A 17,305-nucleotide genomic window follows, 5' to 3' on the forward strand; every position below is an offset into this window, starting at 1 on the left:
ACCGTGAAAGGTAAGGGCATCCTAACGTCGAACCCGAAGGGCAGGGCCGCCCCGTGCCGGTCTCCTCCTCCGCCGGAACCACCACCGGAATACCCGCGCCGTCCGCCGGGCCAACGGCTGGGAACTCCGCGCCGCCCGCCCCCGCCGGCGCCCACCAGGCTCCGGCGGCGGGGGTGCTGCTCGTCCTCGGCTTCGTGCTGCTGAGCCTGAACACCCGGGTCGCGTTCGGGCAGATCGGGCCGCTGGCCCCGGTCGCGCACTTCGGGTCCGCCGCGGTGACCGTGCTGGGCCTGCTGCCGCCGCTCTGCATGGGCCTGTTCGCGCCGATCGCCCCGCTGGTGCGGCGGCGGTTCGGTGAGGAGCGCGGCCTGCTGTGGGCGAGCGTCGTCCTGCTCGTCGGCGCGGTGCTGCGCATGTTCGGGATGCCGGGCCTGTACACCGGCACCGTCGTCGTCAGCCTCGCCACCGCGGTGATCAACGTGCTCGTGCCGGTCTTCGTCCGGACGCGCTTCTCGCACCGGCACGTCGGAACCATGATGGGCGTCTACGCGCTGTCCATGGGCGTGGGCTCGGCGGTCGTCGCGGCGCTGGTGGCGCCCGTCGCCCTGGCGAGCGGGGGTTCCTGGCAGCTCGCGGTGGGCATCGCCGTCGTGCCGGCCTTGCTCGCGGCGGCGGGCACCGTCCCGCTGGCCTACCTCCGCCGGCCCCGGCCCGTACCTCCGGCGGGCGGCGCGCCCGCACCGCGTCCGCACGTGGCCCGCACCGGGCTGGCCTGGAGCCTGACGGCCTTCTTCGGCATCCAGACCCTCGCCTTCTACACCGCGCTGGCCTGGCTGCCCTCCGTCCTCATCGCCTCCGGCACCGGCCGGACGGCCGCCGGAACCTGTCAGGCGCTCCTCATCCTCGGTGTGGCCGCGGGCGGTTTCCTCGCGCCCGTCCTCGCCGCACCCCGCGCCGACCAGCGCCCGCACATCCTGGGCACCGTCCTGGTCTGCGTCGCCGGGTTCACCGGACTGATGCTCGCGCCGAGCGGGCTCCCGGCCCTGTGGGCGCTCGTTCTCGGCGTCGGCCTGGGCGCGGGACAGGCCCTGCCGGGGGTGCTCTACGCCCGCCGGGGTGTCGACCACGACCACGTCGCCGCCCTGTCGACCATGGCCCAGACCGGCGGCTACCTCGTCGCCGCCACCGGACCCGCCCTCGCCGCCGGCCTCCACGGCGCGACGGGTTCCTGGACCGTCCCGCTCGCGGCCGTCACCGCTGCCCTGCTGCTGGGAGCCGCACTCAGCATGCGGGCGGGCCACGACCCCCGCTGATCGCCGCGACCTCCGCTGTTCGCTTCGGCCCCGCCCGGACGACCCCGTGGACTTCCGGAGGGACCGGACCACCGCACCACCCGCTCGCACCGCCGCACACAGCGGCCCGCCGTCCCGGCGGGCCGCTCTCGGTGGCACGGCACAGCCGGACCGGGCGAGCGCGGTAACCGCCGCCGGGGGTCGAGGGGGCGGGCGGTCGGTCATGCCTGGCTCGGGACGGGAGTGTCCGGGTGGTCGAGCCAGGCAGTGTGGCCGTCGGGGGTGACGGTGACGCCGAAGCGTTCTTGTCGTGCCGCAGTTGACCGTCGAACCGGCATCGAGGGCCCGTAACGGCAACCGAACGTCCTGTCGGAAAGCGCCGGCCGGCTCGGCCCGGTGGGTTCTGGCGTGCTCCGTTCCGCTCCGGGCCGAGCGGTTGAGCTCCGGTTGCGGTCAGCGGCAGTTCCCAGCGGGAGGGTCGCAGAGCTTGACGTTGCCGACGCCCGGGAGGTCGGCGAGCAGTTGACGCAGGACGGTGAGGTCGGCGTCCGGTGTTCGGGGGTCGAAGACGACGACGAGGCGGCCGCCCGGCCCGTCGCCGGACGATGAGAGGTCAACGTGGGTGGCGCCGTGGCCGAGGCGCGAGCCGTCGTAGGTGAGGAGCTCCGGAAAGCCACCCTCCAGGAGAAGACGGCGCTCCTGGACGGTGGCGACGAACGCGTCCGGCTCCCGGAAGTAGGGAGCGATCCATTTTTCGACGAGGACCCAGCCCACGAAGCCAAGGGTGGCCGCGGACACCAGGGCGCCGATCGCAACCGGCAGGCGCCGAGGTTCGGGACGCGACCGGCTTGCGGCGGCAAGGAGGACGATGCCCGGCGGCGTCAGCACGAACAGCCCCCAGACGGAGCCGAGCACGGAGAGCACGACCAGGCACCAGCCGACCGCCAGACAGGCACCCCGGAAGCCCTCGGCTTCCCGCGCGAACAGCGGTATGCCGACAGCCAGCGGACCGAGCACCATGAAAGGGCCCATGAGCGTCGCCCAGGCGCCGTAGACCACCAGGGCCACGGTCGGTGCGGTGCACAGCATCGCCAGCACCAGGAAGATCCAACCCGACCGCGGTACCGGTCGGCGCACGCCAGTGCTGTCCATCCCCACCCCAATACTGAACGCGTTCAAATAAGGCGGGGGTCACGCTACCAGGCATGCGCGGCAGCTTCGGGAGTGCAGGGCCGTGGACGCCGTCGCCGATGCCTCGCGCTGAGGGTTCCCGGGCACCGGCAGGTGCCGGGGGCGTTCGGTGTTGCGGGGGCCCGCTCCGGTCGGCCGCTTGCCGGGGATGGCGGCCGGAGCGGGAATCTCGGAGGCCCATAAGGGTCGATCTCGCACCCACCAGGGGGCCGGGGCGGGAGACGGTCCCACGCACACCGCCGGCCCGCCCACAGGCCGCCGATGCCGAACACCGGGGCGGCGCAGGGGTCCATCAGCGCGGCCGGGGGTGGTCGGCCTCGCGCACCCGCGCCGGCAGCCGGGCGTGGCGGGCCCGGTCCCCCTCCGGCAACGGTTCTTCCGTCCAGTCCTCAGGTGCCAGGACCGGGCGGGGGCGGGACGCCTCTTCGGCGAGCCAGTGGTGGGCCTTCGGTCAGGCGAACGGATCCACCGGCCCCGGCTCCCCACCCGGGTCCTTCGGGGCCGGAGCGTCCCTGTCACTCACCGGTCACCCCCGGCGCCGTCGCACCGTCGGGCCCCCCGGGCCCGGCCGACAGCGGTGCCCCGCAGCGGGGCCCGGCCCCGCTGCGGGGCCCGCCGCGTGCTCAGTCGGTGTCGCCGCGGCGTTCGGCGAGGAGGGCGTTCAGCCGTTCCACCTCACGGTCCACCAGGACGTGCTTGTCGTCGACGGCGGGGAGGAGGACCTTGCGGCCGTCGGCGCGGAACGCGTAGGTGAGGAACGCCGGTGCGGCGCGTCCTGTGTGCGCGTTCGGGTTGGGCACCTTGGCGAACCGGGTGATCCCGGCCCAGGGCAGGCGGCGGCGGCGAACGATCCCGCGCACGGTGATCCCCTGGGCGGTGACCAGGGTGCCGGCCCGGGCGGCGCCGGTGATCACCAGCAGGCAGAAGCCGATCACCAGCAGCGAGCCGATCAGTTTGCTGGACGGCGCGAACTCCTTGTCCTTCCAGATCGGCAGCAGCGCCCCGAAGGACAGCAGCAGGATGGTGACCGCGAGCCCCGCGATCCGGGTCGTCGCCATTCGGTACTCGTGCGGAACTCCCAGTCGGTTCTCGCTCATCCGGCCCGCCCCTCGATCGTCCTCGCCGGTCCGCCGTCCTGGTCGGCGACCGGTCGGACTCGCAGTGTAGGGGCGGGAGTTGACCGTCGACAGGGCATCGACGGATCAGCGGACGGACGGGCGGACGGTGGCCCGGCCGGGTGAGGCCGCGCGTCGGGGACGGCAGGGTTCCGGTGGTACCGCCCCGGGCCGGACAAGTCCTACGCGCGGGCGGCCCGCAGGAGGCGGACGGCGGTGGTCACCACGAGCAGGACCGTGGTGACCACCGCGAGAACGGTGTACAGGCGGGCGGCGCCGAGCCCGTCCGCGGTGGCCACACGGACGTCTGGGCGACAGCGCCGCGGCCGTCGCCGCGCTCGACCGCTCGGAGCACCTGTTCCACCAGATCCACCCCGGGAGCGAGGACCCGGCGTACCTCGGATACTTCACCGAATTCAGGTTCGCCGCCGACACCGCGGAGGTCTTCCGCGACCTTCGCCAACCCGTGCAGTCCCTGGCCTGGGCCGAGCGGGCCGCCGCTTTGCCGAGCGACCGGTTCGCCCGCGCCACCGGAATCCGCCACGCTGTCGCTGCCACCACCCATCTCCAGGCCCGCGACCTCGACCACGGCCTTGTGGCCGGCCACCAGGCCGTTGCCGTCCTCGCCGACGTCACCTCCATCCGCACGGCCTCCTACCTGGGCGACGTCGCCAACGCGCTCACCCCGTGGCAGCGCGAACCCGAGGTCCGCAACCTCATCGGCATCATCAGCCGGACCACCGCGACGTCAACCGCAGCCACGGCCTGAGCGACCGGCACCGGCACCGGCAGAACTGGCCTACCGTCGAAGCACGCAAGCCAGCTCGGCGCCACGACCACCGCCGGGCACCACCGACTCGATCAGGCCGCCTGACCCCCGGGACACCCATTGTCCTCCAGTTCCGAGCCGACCGTCGACGCGGTGGTGCTGACCATGAACGACCGTGCGGACGAGTTCCCCCGGGCGATGGCCTCCCTGCTCGCCCAGCAGGACGTCGACCTGCGGGTGGTGATCGTCGGCAACGGCGGCACCCCCGACCACGTTCCGGACGGCGTCCAGACCGTCGTCATGCCGGAGAACGTCGCCGCAGCCGGTCTGCCCGGGCTCGGGGGCGGGGTGTAGCTTCCGGCCCTCGCGTCGTCGGAGGGCCGGAAGAGGGCACGTGATGCCGCCGGCGTCGCCGGACGCCACCCGGAGGGGCCGTGCGGTCCCGTACGGTGGATCAGTCGGTCGGCGGCACCACGGGAGCCAGCAGCGCCAGCGCGGTGAGGCCCACGGAGGCGGCCAGAGCCTGACAGGAGGGTCCGAAGCCGGGGATCGCGATCGGGTCCTTCTTCTGTGCCCAGAGTCCCTGCACGGTGATCCAGGCCGCGTCCCGCGCGGCCTCCATGCTGAAGCTCGCGAGCAGGTGCTTCAGCGCCTCGGCGTCCGCGGTGGCGAGCTTGAGGAGCTCGGGCTCGAAGGCGGCCCGCACCTCCGCCTCCGTCTGGGAGAGCAGCTGGTTGACCTTCTGGTAGTCGGCGTGCACGGGTGGGGTGTTGGGCTTGGTGTGCCGCTCCTCGCAGGTGAGGATCACGGCGAGGGCCAGGTCGTGGCCGATGTGCGCCGTCATTCCGGCGAAGGCGAACTGGATGGGCCAGATCGCCTCCCCCCGGTGCCGTGCGTCGACGAGGGGTTGCCAGGCGGGGTTCACCGACCGTCCAGCCTTGGCCGCGTCGACGTTGCGCAGGAAAAGACCCGCGAAGATCACGTCCATCCGCTCGATGAACGCGGGGTCCTGGAAGAATCCGTCGGTGAGCTTGGCGCCGACCAGTTCGGTGACTCTCAGATACATGCGGTTGAATGCGGCGACGCCGTCCCTGGCGTCCAGTTCCGCGTCCAGTTGCTTCATCCGTTGGATCGCACCGTTGACGCTGTCGGGGAGTTGACCGATCGGAGCGGGGGCCGGTTCGGTGCCCATGGGTGACCTCCTGGAGTGTGGGGACGACGCGCGGTGACTACCGTACGTGACCGACTGAGCGTACAGCGCCACGACTCGTAAGACGTGAGCGAACCATTCCGGCGCGCCGCCCGCCCTTGCCCATCCTCGTCCGCTCGTCCGTTCGGGATGCCGTCGGGCGCCCGTGAGCGGCGGAACGGGACTCGGGGGTCATGCGAGCGGCCCCGTGTCGTGGCACGGATCGCGACTCCCGTACTCCCACTATGTACACGACCAGTCGTCGGTGCGGTCCCGGGCGAACACGCCGGGCATGCACCAGCCGGGAATCCGCCGACCGAGCACGAGGGACACCGAACATCCATGGCCATCCGTCGCTCCTCCACCATCTGTGCCGTCTCCGCCCTGCTGCTCGCGGCCGTCGTCGGGCCGCTGGGCTCCTCGGCCCGCGCCGACGACAGCGACCCGGACGCCCCCGAGGGCACGGTGGTGCTGGAGAGCCTGGTCCACCAGGCACCCGACCTCGTCACCGCCGAGATCTCCTACAGCTGCGAACCCGACACCGCGCACTCCCTGTTCGTCGGCTTCGAGCAGGAGCTGGACTTCGACGAAGAAGCCGCCGGCAGCGCGGAGATCGAGGACATCACCTGCGACGACACCACCTACACCGTCACGGTCGACATCCCGACCAGCGAGGGCGGCGCGGACTTCGAGGAACCCCTCACCGGCCAGGTCGTCATCGCCCTGACCGGGGACGACCTGCCGGTCGTCGAGGACGCGTTCGACGTCGACCTGTCCGAGCGCCCGCGTGCCCTGGGCCGGAAGGCCGAGAAGTTCCGCTGGAAGAAGGCGACCGTCCCCTACGTCGTCAACTCCAAGCTCAGCAAGGACCAACAGGGGGACGTCAAAGCCGCGATCGACCACTGGCAGCAGAACACCCCGATCAAGTTCGTCGTCCGGACCGCCGCCAACGCCAGGAGCTACCCGGACTACGTGGAGTTCCAGCCCAGCAAGGACGGCGGCTGCAACTCCGAGGTCGGCCGCGTCGGCGGCCGGCAGGCCGTCAACATCGTCGACGACGCCTCGTGCGACGCCGTGGAGATCGTCCACGAGATCGGGCACACGGTCGGCCTCTACCACGAGCAGGAGCGCCCCGACCGGGACACGTACGTCACGGTCTCCTTCGAGAACATCGAGCCGGCCGACAAGCACAACTTCCAGATCCAGAAGGGCGAGAGCACCTTCGGCACGGCCTACGACTACGCGTCGATCATGCACTACGGCCCGAAGTCGTACTCCAAGAACGGGAAGAACACCATCACCCCGAAGCAGAAGCTCCCCGCCGGGCTCGTCCTGGGCGGGACCACGGAGCTGTCCGCCGGAGACATCGCCGCCGTCAAGGCCATGTACAAGTGACCCCGGCACGGCGCGGGTCGGGACTTCGACGCCGAACCCGGCTCCGCGTACGCCGTGTGTGCGGTCGCCCGCGTCGGCGGGGCCGCCCGCGCCGCGAGCGCTAACCGGTCGCCGGTCCTACGGGCAGGTCCCGCTCCTTGCGCAGCGGCGAGGCCAGCAACAGGGCGCCGCAGAGCACCAGCAGCCCGGTCATGATCCACATCGTGGCCCGGAGTCCGAGCGTCGCGCCGAGTGCGCCGCCCGCGACGGCGCCGAGCGGGATGGTGGCGTGGTTGGCGAACATCGAGGTGGCCACCACCCGGCTGAGCAGTGCGGGCGGGGCGTAGGTCTGGCGAAAGCTCCCGAGGACGACGTTGCAGAGCGTCACCCCTCCCACCAGGACGACCGAGCCGAACGCGTACAGGGCCACTCGCGGTCCGGGGCCGGCCGCCGGGAGCAGCAGGCCGAAGGGTGTGGCGGCGAGCAGGACGATCCGCACGGCGCGTGCCGTTCCGAGGCGTCGGCAGAGCGGTCGGGCCGCGAGGGCGCCGAACACTCCGCCCACCGCGCCGGCGGCCGCCAGGAGCCCGACCGCGCCCGGGGCCACGCCCACCTCGCGGACCAGGAAGAGCACGGCGATCGACTGGTAGCCGGTGAGTGCGGCGTTGGCCGACGCCCCGTACAACAGGAACGAGCGGAGGTAGCGGTCGCGCAGGATGAAGGCGAGGCCCTCCCGGACCTGCGCGCGCAGCGGGGCGGGCGCCACCGGCGCGGGCACCGGCTCCCGGTCGCCGCGGATCCGCAGCAGGGCGGCGGAGGCGACCAGGAAGGTCACCGCGTCGGCGAGCAGCCCGGCGGCCGCGCCGCACCACTGCACGGTCAGGCCGGCGACGCCGGGCCCGGCCACCTGGGCGGCGGAGGCGCTGCCCTGGAGCTTGGCGTTGCCCTCGATCAGGTCGTCCCGGTGGACGAGTGCCGGCAGGTAGGCGTGGTAGGCGGCGTTGAAGAAGACGGCCGCGGTGCCGGTGAGCAGGGCGACCAGCAGCAGCTGGGCCGTCGTCAGCACGTCCAGCCACTCGGCCGCCGGGACGCTGGCGAAGAGCGCCGCCGAGGCGAGATTGCAACCGATCATCACCGGTCGCCGGGGTAGCCGGTCGACCCAGGCGCCAGCCGGGAGGCCGAGCAGCAGCCAGGGCAGCCAGACGGCGCCGCTCAGCAGGCCCACCGCGAGCGGCCCGGCGTCGAGCGAGACCACGGCGACCAGGGGGAGCGCGACGGAGGTGACGCTGCTTCCCAGCCGGCTGATGCTCTCTCCCGCCCAGAGCAGCCGGAAGTCGCGCTGCGCGAGCAGGCCCCACCGTGGGCGGGCGGGCGCGCCGGGCGAGGTGTCGGCCGTGGCACCGGCCCGGGCGAGGTCGGTCGTCACGGCCGGGCCGGGACGCTGTGGGCGAAGGCGAAGACGGACTCCCGTTCCTGCCCGTCCTCGGGCACCGGACGCGCGGCCCAGCCCTCCAGGACCGCCACCAGGTCGGCCGCCAGCTCCCTGGCCTCTTCGGGGGTCAGCCGCAGCCAGGTCTCGGTGGCGACGGCGCAGTTCTCGCGCCATGCGGGTTCGTACTCCGGCCGGCCGGCGAACCAGGCGCGCACCAGGCCGGCCTGACGCTCCAGTTGCAGCGAACCGGCGGCGTCGGCGACCGCCTCGGCGACGGGGTCGTCCTCGAAGTCGGCCCGTGCCCAGCGCAGGCTCGCGGAGGTGGGGCGCCACCACCGCTCGCGGCGGTCCCGGGCCAGCTCGGGTGCCTCCTCGACCAGTCCTGCCCCGGCCAGCACCTTGAGGTGGTGGCTGACGTTGCCGACCGCTTGCCCGGTGCGCTCCGAGAGCAGGCCGACGGTGGCGGCGCCGTCCACCTTGAGCACGTCGAGCAGGCGGCGGCGGACCGGGTGGGTGAAGGCGGCCAGGACGCGGGAATCGGAGATCTGCCGGACGTTGCCGCGCGCGGCGGCCGAGGTGTCGGGTTCATCGCTCATGCAACGAGGATATGTACAAGAGCTCTTGTGCGACAGTGGTTGCACAAGAATTCTTGTACATATCCCCGGTCGGTGCGCTCCGCCGCAGGCGGAGGCGGGCCCCGGCCCCGTGCTCCGTCCGACGCCGCCGCGTGGGTGACCAGCACTGTCTTGCGGAGCAAGACAGTGCCTGACTATCTTGTACCGCATGACAAAGGAGGCGTCCGCCCACGACCAGCGGCGAAGCCAGCTCCTGCGCGGCGTGCTGGACCTGTGTCTGCTCGCGCTGATTGCCGAAAGACCGCGCTACGGCTTCGAGTTCGCACAGGGCCTGGCCGAGGGCGGGCTGGAGCTGGTGAGCGACGGCAGTATCTATCCGCTCCTGGCACGGATGGAGCGCGCGGGGCTCATCGCCGCGTTCCGCGCTCCGTCCCCGAGCGGGGGAGCCCCGCGCAAGTACTACCGCCTGACCGAGGCCGGCCACGCGGAACTCTCCGCCGGCCGGTCGGACTGGCACGCCTTCGCCGGCCACGTCGGCCGGATCCTCGACGACACCGACTCCAAGGGGGACGACACATGACGACCGAGCGGGTGCTCGCGGCCTGCCGCAGCAACTGGGAATACCGCGGCATCGACGAGGCATCCGTCCGGGAGATGCTCGACGAGCTCGACGCGCACCTGCAGGACGCCGCGGCCGCCGGGCGCAGCGCCCAGGACGTGGTGGGCAAGGACGTCAGGACCTTCGCCGCCGCCTGGGCCAGGGCGCGGGCCCCGCTCTCCCGCCGGATACTGCGGACGGCGGGCACCGCCTCCTTCGTCCTCGGCGTCCTCCTGCTGCTCAGCCACCTGATCAGGCGCAGCGCCGAGCTGGAGGTCACCGCGGACCGGGTCGTGTTCTGGGCCGTCATTGCGGCGGTCACCGTCGCCTGGGAACTGCGCCGGGGAAGTCTGGGGCTCCGCCGCAGCTGGGGCGTCTCACTGGTGGCCGGACTGCCGGCCCTCCTCCTCACCCGCCACTTCTTCGGCGACCAGCCACTGCTCACCCTGCCGCTGTGGGTCGCCCCGCTCTTCCTGGTGCCCGGTCTGCCGTTCGTCCTGGCGGATGTCCGGGCGAGGAGGGCGATGTCCCCGGTCGGGGGCTGATGCCTTTCTGGCGGACGGTGCCCGTCCCGGACGGGGCCAACGGCAACCGGCAGGGGACTCAGGCGGGCGGACGGGACCGGTCGGTGAGGAACTCGGCCAGTGCGCGGACACCGAAGCCGGTGGCGCCGGGGACCCATTCGGCGTCCGTCCCGTCGGAGAGGGCGGTGCCCTGGATGTCGAGGTGGGCCCAGGGGATGCCGGGCGGGACGAACTCGCGGAGGAAGTGGCCCGCGAGCAGTGCGGTGCCGTGCCGGGTGCCGAGGGTGTAGTTGACCAGGTCCGCGACCCGGGAGCGGAGCTGGGGCCGGTAGGCGTCGGGGAGGGGCAGTGGCCAGAGCGGTTCTCCGGCCCGGGTTCCGGCGGCGCGCAGGCGGTCCACCAGGGCGTCGTCGGTACCCATCAGCGCGGCGACCCGGCGGCCCAGCGCGACCGCGGCGGCGTCGGTGAGGGTGGCGATGTCGATGATCGCCTGCGGTCGGGTCTCCCCGGCGAGCACCAGCGCGTCGGCCATGATCAGCCGCCCCTCGGCGTCCGCGTGGCAGATCTCGACGGTGGTGCCGTTGCGCATCACCAGGACGTCGCCGATCCGGATCGGGTCGGCGTTGGGCATGTTCTCGGTGAGGGGCAGCCAGGCGTCCACCGCGACCCGGCAGTCGAGTGCGCCGAGGACGGACATCGCGCCGAGGACGGCGGCCGCTCCGGCCATGTCGGCCTTCATCCCGGCCAGGTGGGCGTTGGGTTTCAGGGAGAGTCCGCCGGCGTCGAAGGTGACGCCCTTGCCGACGAGGGCGATCCGTTCGGTCTCGTTGCTCCGGTGCTCGGGCCGGTAGGAGAGCCTGACCAGCCGGGGCGGTACCAGGGAGCCGCGGCTGACCCCGAGCAGTCCGCCGAGCCGCTCGTCGGCGATCCGCGGGCCGTCCCAGACCTCGCACTCCAGCCCGGTCGCCGCGGCGACCGCCACCGAGCGGTCGGCGAAGGCCGACGGCGTGAGGGCCTCGCCCGGTTCGTTGACCAGGTCCCTCGCCAGCAGCACGGCTTCCCCCAACCGACGACCCTCGAACAGGCCGCGGGCGGCGTCCGGCGTCTCGGCGGTGAGGAGTTCCACGAACTGGTCGGGCGAGGGGCTCGCGTCACTGCGGTACCGGGTGAACCGGTATCCGCCGAGCAGGTAGCCCTCGACCAACGGCCGCAGGTCCGGGCCCGGTGGGTGGACGGCCAGCCGCCGGTAGGCGCGGACGGCCCGGGCCAGTCCGGCTGCGGCGGCCCGGATGGCGGCTCGGATGGCGTCCCGGTCCGTCCGGGCCCGCGGTCCGACGCCCAGCAGCACGGTCACAGGGGTCCCGGGCAGTTGCAGCACCTCGCCCGCCTCGCCGCCGAATCCGGTGCCGGCGAGGAACTCGGCGGTCAGTCCGGCGGGCGGCTCACCGGCCCACACCGGCCGGACGACGGCCTCGGTCCCGGGGCCGGGCTCCGGGCGCAGCGACCAGGTGACGCTCACTCCCGCGCCTTCCGGGCGGCGCGCCGGGCCGTTCCCCAGGACTCCAGGTCGGCGAGGTACCCGCGGGCCAGCTCGGCCATGCCACCGGCCGCATTGCGGGCTGCTGTTCCGGCGGCGTCACCGGCTGCGCCATCGTCCCCACCACCGGCCGCGTCGTCGCCAGTGGTGACGACCGCGGTGAGCGCCGCCCACCCGCGCGCCGCGGAGATCGCGTACGGGTCCAGCCTGAGGGCCTGGAGGTAGCAGTCCTCGGCCAGGACCGGCTGGCCGGCCCGCCGGAAGCACTCGGCCGCGGACGCGTACCCGAACGCGGTGGAGACCGGTCCGAGCCGGGCGGTCCGCAGGAAGCTGTCGGCCGCCTCCCGGGGACGCTCGCGCCGCAGCAGGCCCTCCGCCACCTCGATGTGCGTCTTGGGCTCGTACGGGTCCAGGGCGAGCGCTTCCGCGACCAGGAGGTCGCCGCGTTCGTCCTCGCCGAACGCGTAGCACTCCTTGGAGCGGCTCTCGACGCAGGCCCGCAGGTTCTCCCGCTTGAGGAACTCCTGGTACGCGCCCTCGGCGGGCACCGCCCGGGCCAGTTCCTCCGCGCGGTCCATGTCGCGGGCCAGCCACTCCCGGTCCTTGGCCATGAACGGGACGAAGCTGACGCTGCGGTAGAACCGGCTCTCCAGCATCGCCTTCTCGAACGCCGGGCGGTCCGGCTCCGCCAGCAGCTCCTCCAGCGCACGCGCGCCGATCTCCCGCCAGCGCGTCGCCTCCTCCAGCGAGCGCGTCTCGCGGGCGTGGAACACCACCGCCACCACGGCGATGACGAACCGCAGGTGCGTCGGGCAGGCGGGGTTCTGCGCGATGGCGAAGGAGGTCTCCGGCGCGGCGACCGTGCCGCCGACCGAGGCGACGTACCGCACCAGGTCGCGCCAGTGGTGCAGCCGCAGTTCGGCGGGGGTCCGGAGCTGATCGGCCGGTACGGCCGGGACCAGTTCCAGGACCAGTTTGATGAAGCCGAGGCGGTACAGCACCATGGCGATCTGCTGCCGGCGTTCGGTGTCGCAGCTGTCGAAGTCGTCCAGCCACGCGCACAGCCGGTTCCAGCGCGGTGTGCGCAGGGCCTCGGGCAGGTCGGCGGGGTGGTCGACCGCGAACTCGGCCAGCCCGGACTCGCGGATCAGGTTGCCCCGGAAGGCCGGCGGCATGAGGCGCTGCCAGTTGACGTCCTCCCGCGCGGCACCACGGCCTGTCCCGCCCTCGTCCCCGCGTCCGTCCGCGTGCCCGTCCCCGCGTTCGGCGACCTCGTAGGCCAGGCCGGGAAGTCGGGCGTACAGCCCGGGGGACTCCGACTCGCCCAGGTTGAAGTACGCGGCGTACATCCGGTAGTGCCAGTTGTTGGCGTAGGGCCGCTCCGGGTCCCGGGTGGCGGCGCGTTCGGTCAGTTCGGCCAGGGGCAGGTCGCCGTCGTCGCGGCAGGTGGCCAGCAGCGCGTCCCGGGTGGCGCCGGCCCGGGGTGCGGCCCGGAAGGCCCGTTCGTTCAGCACCCGGGCGAACTCGCCGTGTCCGAGGTGGCGGGCGCGTTCGGCGGCCCGCAGCAGTGCGAAGGCGGTGCCGAACGGGCCGAGCCGGGCGGCGTGCAGGTAGCCGGCCAGGGCCTGCTCGTGCTCCCCGGCGCGCTCGTGGGCCTGCGCCGCCTGCATCCGGATCTTCACGTCCCACGGGTCGAGGGCCAGGCCCTCCTGGACGGCGGCGCGTTCGGCCTCGGCGTCGCCCGTCCGCACCGCGATCTCCAGGTGCCGGTCGAGCAGTCGTCGGCGGGTCTCCAGCAGGACCAGTTCGTCGTCCCGGTCGGGTGCGGTCAGCTCGGCGATGCCCGCCCGGACGTCGGCCAGCAGCGCCCGGGCGCCGCCGAAGTCCCGCTGCCGCTCGGCGTACATCACCTCACGCAGCGCCAGCCGGGCGCTCAGGACGGTGTGGGTGAAGGGGGTGAGCTCGCCCGCGACCTCCTTGAGCAGTTCCCGGGCGCGGCCGAGGAAGAACGGCGCGGCGGAGTCGTCCCCGGCGTGCCGGGCGAGCAGGTAGCCCCAGGCGGCCACCGCCTGGACGTGGGCGACGGTGGGCGCGGGGTGGTCGGCCAGGGCCCGGTAGGCCGCGGTGGTTCGCTCGGAGAGGCCCTCGGAGCCGAACAGGGTGGCCGCGCGGGCGGCCTGGATGCCCGCCGCCACCTGGTCCCGGCAGGCGTCCGGGTCGAGGTCCTCCGGGACGAGCTGCAGGACCGCGGCGGGGAGGCAGACCGCGACCAGCCAGTGCACGAGCCCGGCCCGGTCCACCCGGTCGAGTTCGGTGTGCCGCAGGTAGACCTCGGCCATCCGCCGCCAGGCGGGCGAGGCCAGCTCGTCGGGCAGGTCGGTCGGCAGCGCCGTCCGGTAGGCGGTCAGCCGGGACTCCTGCACCAGCAGCCGGCGGTAGCTCGCGGGCATCGTCATGCCGAACCGCAGCGCGCCCGGGGAGGGGTTCTCGAAACGCCGGGCGGCCAGGATCGCGGACCGTGCCTGGACAGCGGTGGCCGGAGACTCGGCGCCGTCGAAGTACGGGCGGTGCACCTCGAAGGTGAGCCAACTCGGCGCGTTGACCCCGACGATTCCGTGACTGAATTCCCAACGGTTCACGCGGTACATTCCTCTGCTCTGCGGACGACGCTTCCGGGCGATCGGCGACATGCCCCGCGGTGCAATCCGGATGTTCCGGAATCGGCATCGCGGGGCATGCGTGGATCACCGGTGTCAGACGCCGCCGTCGTCGATCAGACAGGTCCAGCAGTCCGCCGCACCAGTGCTGATCTCGACCTCGTCCTCCAGGGACTCCCAGGTCTCGTAAGCCATTTCACAACCCCTCTCTTTTCACGGGCCGGTCCTGATATCCGGGCCGGCGAAGCGGTCGGTCGATATTCTTCGGGAACCGGAACAGCACCGTCAAGGCTTGTGCACGGCAAGCTCCGAGAGGATCTCCGCCACTTCTTCGTCAGTGGTCCAGAAATGCGGGGAAACCCGGACCAGGCCGTCCGGAACGGAGACGTGTATTCCGGCCGACGCCAATCGCCGGACGATCTCCGCCCCTTCCGTCCCGCGGCCGCTGAAGCACACCAGCCCGGAGTGCCCGGCCCCGTCCGGCGGCAGCGCCGGGCCCGAGTGCCCGGTGCCGTCCCGGGGGAGTACCAGGTCGTAGCCGAGCTCGGCGATCCCGGTGCGCAGCCGGTCGGCCAGGGCGCGGACCCGCTCGGCGACCGCGGCCATGCCGGTCTCCTCCAACTCGGCCAGCGCTGCGGCGAGCCCCGCCATGCCGACCAGGTCGTACATCCCGCCCTCGACCCGGGCGGCCTCGGGGCGTTCGGGCAGGTCGTAGCGCAGCTGCCCCGGTCCCTTGGTCACCTCCGCGGCGCCCACGTGGCCGAACCAGCCGGTGGGCGTGCTGCGCAGCAGTTCCAGCCGGTCGGCGCGGCAGTAGAACACCCCGGTGCCCGGTGGTCCGCACAGCCACTTGTGCGCGCCCGCGGCCAGGAAGTCCACCGGGGTGTCGGCCACCGACAACGGCAGCGCACCGAAGCTCTGCACGGCGTCCACGCACACCAGCGCCCCGGCCTCGGCGGCCAGCGCGCAGATCCGGTCGAGGTCGCAGCGGAAGCCGGTGGCGAAGTTGACGTGGCTCACCGCCACGAGACGGGTCGCCGGTCCGATGGCAGCCGCGACGTCCTCGATCCGGTAGCCGCCGTCCCGCATCGGCACCCAGACCGGCTCGACGCCGTGGCTGCGCAGCCGCAGCCACGGCCGGACGTTGGCGGGGAAGTCCCGGTCGAACAGGACGACCTGGTCGCCCGGGCACCAGTCCAGTCCGTCGGCCACCAGGTGGATGCCGGTCGATGTGTTGGGGACGAGGGCGACCTCCTGGGGCGTGCAGCCGAGCAGCCGGGCGACGGACCGCCGGGCGGCGGCCCGGGCGCCGAAGAGCGGGCCGAGGCTGGCACTGCCGTACGGAAGCACCTCCTCGACGGCGGTGCGCATCGCGGCGACGGCGGCCGGCCGGAGGCGGCCGAACCCGGCGTAGTCGAGGTAGGCCCCCTCGGTGGTGGCGCCGTCCGCTCGGCGGGCGCCGCCGGCGCGGAGGGGCCCGGTCAGGGGGTGGGGTCCGGCTACGGGGAGGGGGTCGCCGGGGTGGTGGGGTCCGGTCACGAGGCGAGGCCCGGTCGTGAGGCCGCTCCGGCGGCGCGCAGCGCCCGGGTCGCCGTGACCGCCATCCAGCCGGCCACCAGCAGCGGGACGCCGTGCAGCAGCAGCACCCACGGCGCCACCCAGTCCGGACGCAGCACCAGGCTCGTGACGAGCAGTCCGGACATGAAGCCCGCGTTGACCGTGATCTGGGACAGCCCGAACACCCCGCCCCTGCGTGCGTCGGGCAGTCGCTGCAGCGACTGCTTGTAGGTGATCTCGCTCAGCGCGTCGCCCAGCCCGGCCCCGGCCGCCGCCAGCAGCCGCGGCCACCAGCCGTCGAGCCAGAAGACGCCGATGAAGCCCAGTGACATCACGATGGTGGCCAGGCAGTACACCGGGCCCGGCGCGCGTTCTACGAGGCGCCGGGCCAGGGGGCGCAGCACGAAGCCGGCCACCAGTAGCCCGGCTGCCCAACTGCCCCACACCGCGCCGGAGACCACGGCCGGCTGGCTCGGGTTCAACTCGGTTCCCAGCAGTGGCAGTCCGACGTGCTGGGAGGAGCTGCCGAAGGCGTCCAGTCCGCGCAGCACGACCAGCCCGGCCAGGCCGGAGGTCACCAGCAGCGGCCAGGCACCGGAACGGTCCCGGGCCGCGGCGGCCGGGCCGCCCGGGTCCCGCATCCGCAGCCGCAGTGCGAGCAGGACCGTCGCCGACAGCGCGTAGCTGGCCGCGTCCAGGGCGAACACCCACCGGTACCCGGCCACCGGGACCAGGACCGCGGCGAGGCCCATGCCGACCATGAACGCCACGCCCCTGAGTCCGGCCAGCACGCTGTTCACCGACGGGGTGAGCGGCCCGGCCATGACGGGGGTGGCGGCGGACAGCGTGGCCTCGAAGACCGACCGCCCGGTGCCGATCACCATCACCGCCGGGTACAGCCACCAGTTCTGCGCGCCCGTCGGCAGCGCGGCCAGCAGCGCCAGCGTGAGCGCCCGGACGAGGTCGGCGCCGATCATCATCCGGCGCCGGTCCCAGCGGTCCCCGTAGCGGTGCCCCAGCCGCCCGCCCACGATCGCGCCGGCGTACAGGGCCACACTGACCAGTCCGGTGTGCAGGGCCGAGCGGCTGTGCTCCCAGACGAAGACGGACAGGCAGATGAAGTCGAGCGCGTAGCCGACGTCCGAGACCGTCTTGGCGGTCAGCAGGACCGCGAGCTGACGGCGACTCGCCGACGCCGCCCGCGCCGCCGTACCGGTGCCGACGACCACGGCGCCCATGAGGCTCAACTCCCCGGTTGTGTGAGGGCTGTCATGATTCCCTCACCAACTCACCACGTGCAAGAGGTCGTTCCGTGCGAACGTGCGCAGCCTGCGGCGGGGCGCTCGCGCCGGTCAGGTGCAGCCGGACGTCGTCACGGCTTCCTGACCGGCGCGCACCGCGATTGCCGTGACCCCTTGAAGGTTCTCGCGCGTGAGCGCGCAGAGGACGATTGAAGCGCGGTGATCACGCTCTTTGCGCACCGGCCCTCGTGCCG

Annotated in this window: 14 protein-coding genes and 1 pseudogene; 6 read left to right on the forward strand and 9 right to left on the reverse strand. The window is 73.3% G+C overall.

The features are described from left to right. The first annotated feature begins 53 nt into the window (after window positions 1-53). A complete protein-coding gene (locus ACIQ9P_RS31855) occupies window positions 54-1,313 on the forward strand; it encodes an MFS transporter (protein ID WP_402363969.1) in 1,260 nt (419 codons plus the stop codon). Between the two features lie 432 nt (window positions 1,314-1,745). Here the strand turns inward: ACIQ9P_RS31855 and ACIQ9P_RS31860 are convergent, their stop codons facing one another. Then, on the reverse strand, window positions 1,746-2,444 hold the full coding sequence (locus ACIQ9P_RS31860) for a hypothetical protein (protein ID WP_402363972.1): 699 nt from the start codon (window positions 2,442-2,444) through the stop codon (window positions 1,746-1,748). A 662-nt stretch (window positions 2,445-3,106) separates the two neighbouring features. Then, window positions 3,107-3,580, reverse strand: coding sequence for a PH domain-containing protein (locus tag ACIQ9P_RS31865; protein WP_402363974.1), 474 nt, complete (start codon window positions 3,578-3,580; stop codon window positions 3,107-3,109). Window positions 3,581-4,064: 484 nt separating this feature from the next. Here ACIQ9P_RS31865 and ACIQ9P_RS31870 point away from each other — a divergent pair, with 484 nt between their 5' ends. Both ACIQ9P_RS31870 and ACIQ9P_RS31875 read left to right on the forward strand, forming a co-directional pair. After that, window positions 4,065-4,367: a hypothetical protein gene (locus tag ACIQ9P_RS31870; protein ID WP_402363976.1), complete on the forward strand. Its 303-nt coding sequence runs from the start codon at window positions 4,065-4,067 to the stop codon at window positions 4,365-4,367. Between the two features lie 165 nt (window positions 4,368-4,532). Then, window positions 4,533-4,700 (forward strand): annotated as a pseudogene (locus ACIQ9P_RS31875) (glycosyltransferase family 2 protein); the annotation flags it as partial. 121 nt (window positions 4,701-4,821) lie between these two features. Here ACIQ9P_RS31875 and ACIQ9P_RS31880 read toward each other — a convergent pair. Continuing rightward, window positions 4,822-5,559 (reverse strand): DUF5995 family protein, encoded by a 738-nt coding sequence (locus tag ACIQ9P_RS31880; RefSeq protein WP_402363979.1) that lies wholly within the window; start codon window positions 5,557-5,559, stop codon window positions 4,822-4,824. A 339-nt stretch (window positions 5,560-5,898) separates the two neighbouring features. On the opposite strand from ACIQ9P_RS31880, the gene ACIQ9P_RS31885 reads away from it, so the two are divergent. Then, window positions 5,899-6,951 (forward strand): M12 family metallopeptidase, encoded by a 1,053-nt coding sequence (locus ACIQ9P_RS31885; RefSeq protein ID WP_402363982.1) that lies wholly within the window; start codon window positions 5,899-5,901, stop codon window positions 6,949-6,951. A gap of 100 nt (window positions 6,952-7,051) precedes the next feature. Here ACIQ9P_RS31885 and ACIQ9P_RS31890 read toward each other — a convergent pair whose 3' ends face one another. Continuing rightward, entirely contained in the window at window positions 7,052-8,356 is a 1,305-nt protein-coding gene (locus ACIQ9P_RS31890) for an MFS transporter (protein WP_402363984.1), read from the reverse strand. Next, window positions 8,353-8,958 carry an ArsR/SmtB family transcription factor gene (locus ACIQ9P_RS31895; RefSeq protein ID WP_402363987.1) on the reverse strand — a complete coding sequence of 202 codons (606 nt, stop codon included), beginning with the start codon at window positions 8,956-8,958 and terminating at the stop codon, window positions 8,353-8,355. The genes ACIQ9P_RS31890 and ACIQ9P_RS31895 overlap by 4 nt, the downstream gene beginning before the upstream one ends. A gap of 187 nt (window positions 8,959-9,145) precedes the next feature. On the opposite strand from ACIQ9P_RS31895, the gene ACIQ9P_RS31900 reads away from it, so the two are divergent. Continuing rightward, window positions 9,146-9,517, forward strand: a complete 372-nt coding sequence (locus ACIQ9P_RS31900) for a PadR family transcriptional regulator (protein ID WP_402363990.1) — start codon at window positions 9,146-9,148, stop codon at window positions 9,515-9,517. Then, window positions 9,514-10,080: a hypothetical protein gene (locus tag ACIQ9P_RS31905; RefSeq protein ID WP_402363992.1), complete on the forward strand. Its 567-nt coding sequence runs from the start codon at window positions 9,514-9,516 to the stop codon at window positions 10,078-10,080. The genes ACIQ9P_RS31900 and ACIQ9P_RS31905 overlap by 4 nt, the downstream gene beginning before the upstream one ends. A 58-nt stretch (window positions 10,081-10,138) precedes the next feature. Here the strand turns inward: ACIQ9P_RS31905 and ACIQ9P_RS31910 are convergent, their stop codons facing one another. The 4 genes from ACIQ9P_RS31910 to ACIQ9P_RS31925 form a co-directional block, all read right to left on the reverse strand. Continuing rightward, window positions 10,139-11,578 carry a leucyl aminopeptidase gene (locus tag ACIQ9P_RS31910; protein WP_402363994.1) on the reverse strand — a complete coding sequence of 480 codons (1,440 nt, stop codon included), beginning with the start codon at window positions 11,576-11,578 and terminating at the stop codon, window positions 10,139-10,141. Further along, window positions 11,575-14,235, reverse strand: coding sequence for a hypothetical protein (locus ACIQ9P_RS31915; protein WP_402363997.1), 2,661 nt, complete (start codon window positions 14,233-14,235; stop codon window positions 11,575-11,577). Before ACIQ9P_RS31915 ends, ACIQ9P_RS31910 begins: the two co-directional genes overlap by 4 nt. A 303-nt stretch (window positions 14,236-14,538) precedes the next feature. Next, window positions 14,539-15,792 carry an aminotransferase class V-fold PLP-dependent enzyme gene (locus ACIQ9P_RS31920; RefSeq protein ID WP_402364000.1) on the reverse strand — a complete coding sequence of 418 codons (1,254 nt, stop codon included), beginning with the start codon at window positions 15,790-15,792 and terminating at the stop codon, window positions 14,539-14,541. Beyond that, on the reverse strand, window positions 15,789-17,048 hold the full coding sequence (locus tag ACIQ9P_RS31925) for an MFS transporter (RefSeq protein WP_402364003.1): 1,260 nt from the start codon (window positions 17,046-17,048) through the stop codon (window positions 15,789-15,791). Before ACIQ9P_RS31925 ends, ACIQ9P_RS31920 begins: the two co-directional genes overlap by 4 nt. Between the last annotated feature and the right edge of the window lie 257 nt (window positions 17,049-17,305).

The organism is Kitasatospora sp. NPDC094019, from assembly GCF_044764505.1.
Classification (GTDB): domain Bacteria; phylum Actinomycetota; class Actinomycetes; order Streptomycetales; family Streptomycetaceae; genus Kitasatospora.

What these genes read in the sequence shown, in the direction of transcription:
- ACIQ9P_RS31885 (WP_402363982.1), top strand. Translation starts at nt 5,899, where the DNA reads ATGGCCATCCGTCGCTCCTCCACCATCTGTGCCGTCTCCGCCCTGCTG.
- ACIQ9P_RS31860 (WP_402363972.1), bottom strand. Translation starts at nt 2,444, where the DNA reads ATGGACAGCACTGGCGTGCGCCGACCGGTACCGCGGTCGGGTTGGATC.
- ACIQ9P_RS31880 (WP_402363979.1), bottom strand. Translation starts at nt 5,559, where the DNA reads ATGGGCACCGAACCGGCCCCCGCTCCGATCGGTCAACTCCCCGACAGC.
- ACIQ9P_RS31925 (WP_402364003.1), bottom strand. Translation starts at nt 17,048, where the DNA reads ATGGGCGCCGTGGTCGTCGGCACCGGTACGGCGGCGCGGGCGGCGTCG.
- ACIQ9P_RS31900 (WP_402363990.1), top strand. Translation starts at nt 9,146, where the DNA reads ATGACAAAGGAGGCGTCCGCCCACGACCAGCGGCGAAGCCAGCTCCTG.
- ACIQ9P_RS31905 (WP_402363992.1), top strand. Translation starts at nt 9,514, where the DNA reads ATGACGACCGAGCGGGTGCTCGCGGCCTGCCGCAGCAACTGGGAATAC.
- ACIQ9P_RS31895 (WP_402363987.1), bottom strand. Translation starts at nt 8,958, where the DNA reads ATGAGCGATGAACCCGACACCTCGGCCGCCGCGCGCGGCAACGTCCGG.
- ACIQ9P_RS31865 (WP_402363974.1), bottom strand. Translation starts at nt 3,580, where the DNA reads ATGAGCGAGAACCGACTGGGAGTTCCGCACGAGTACCGAATGGCGACG.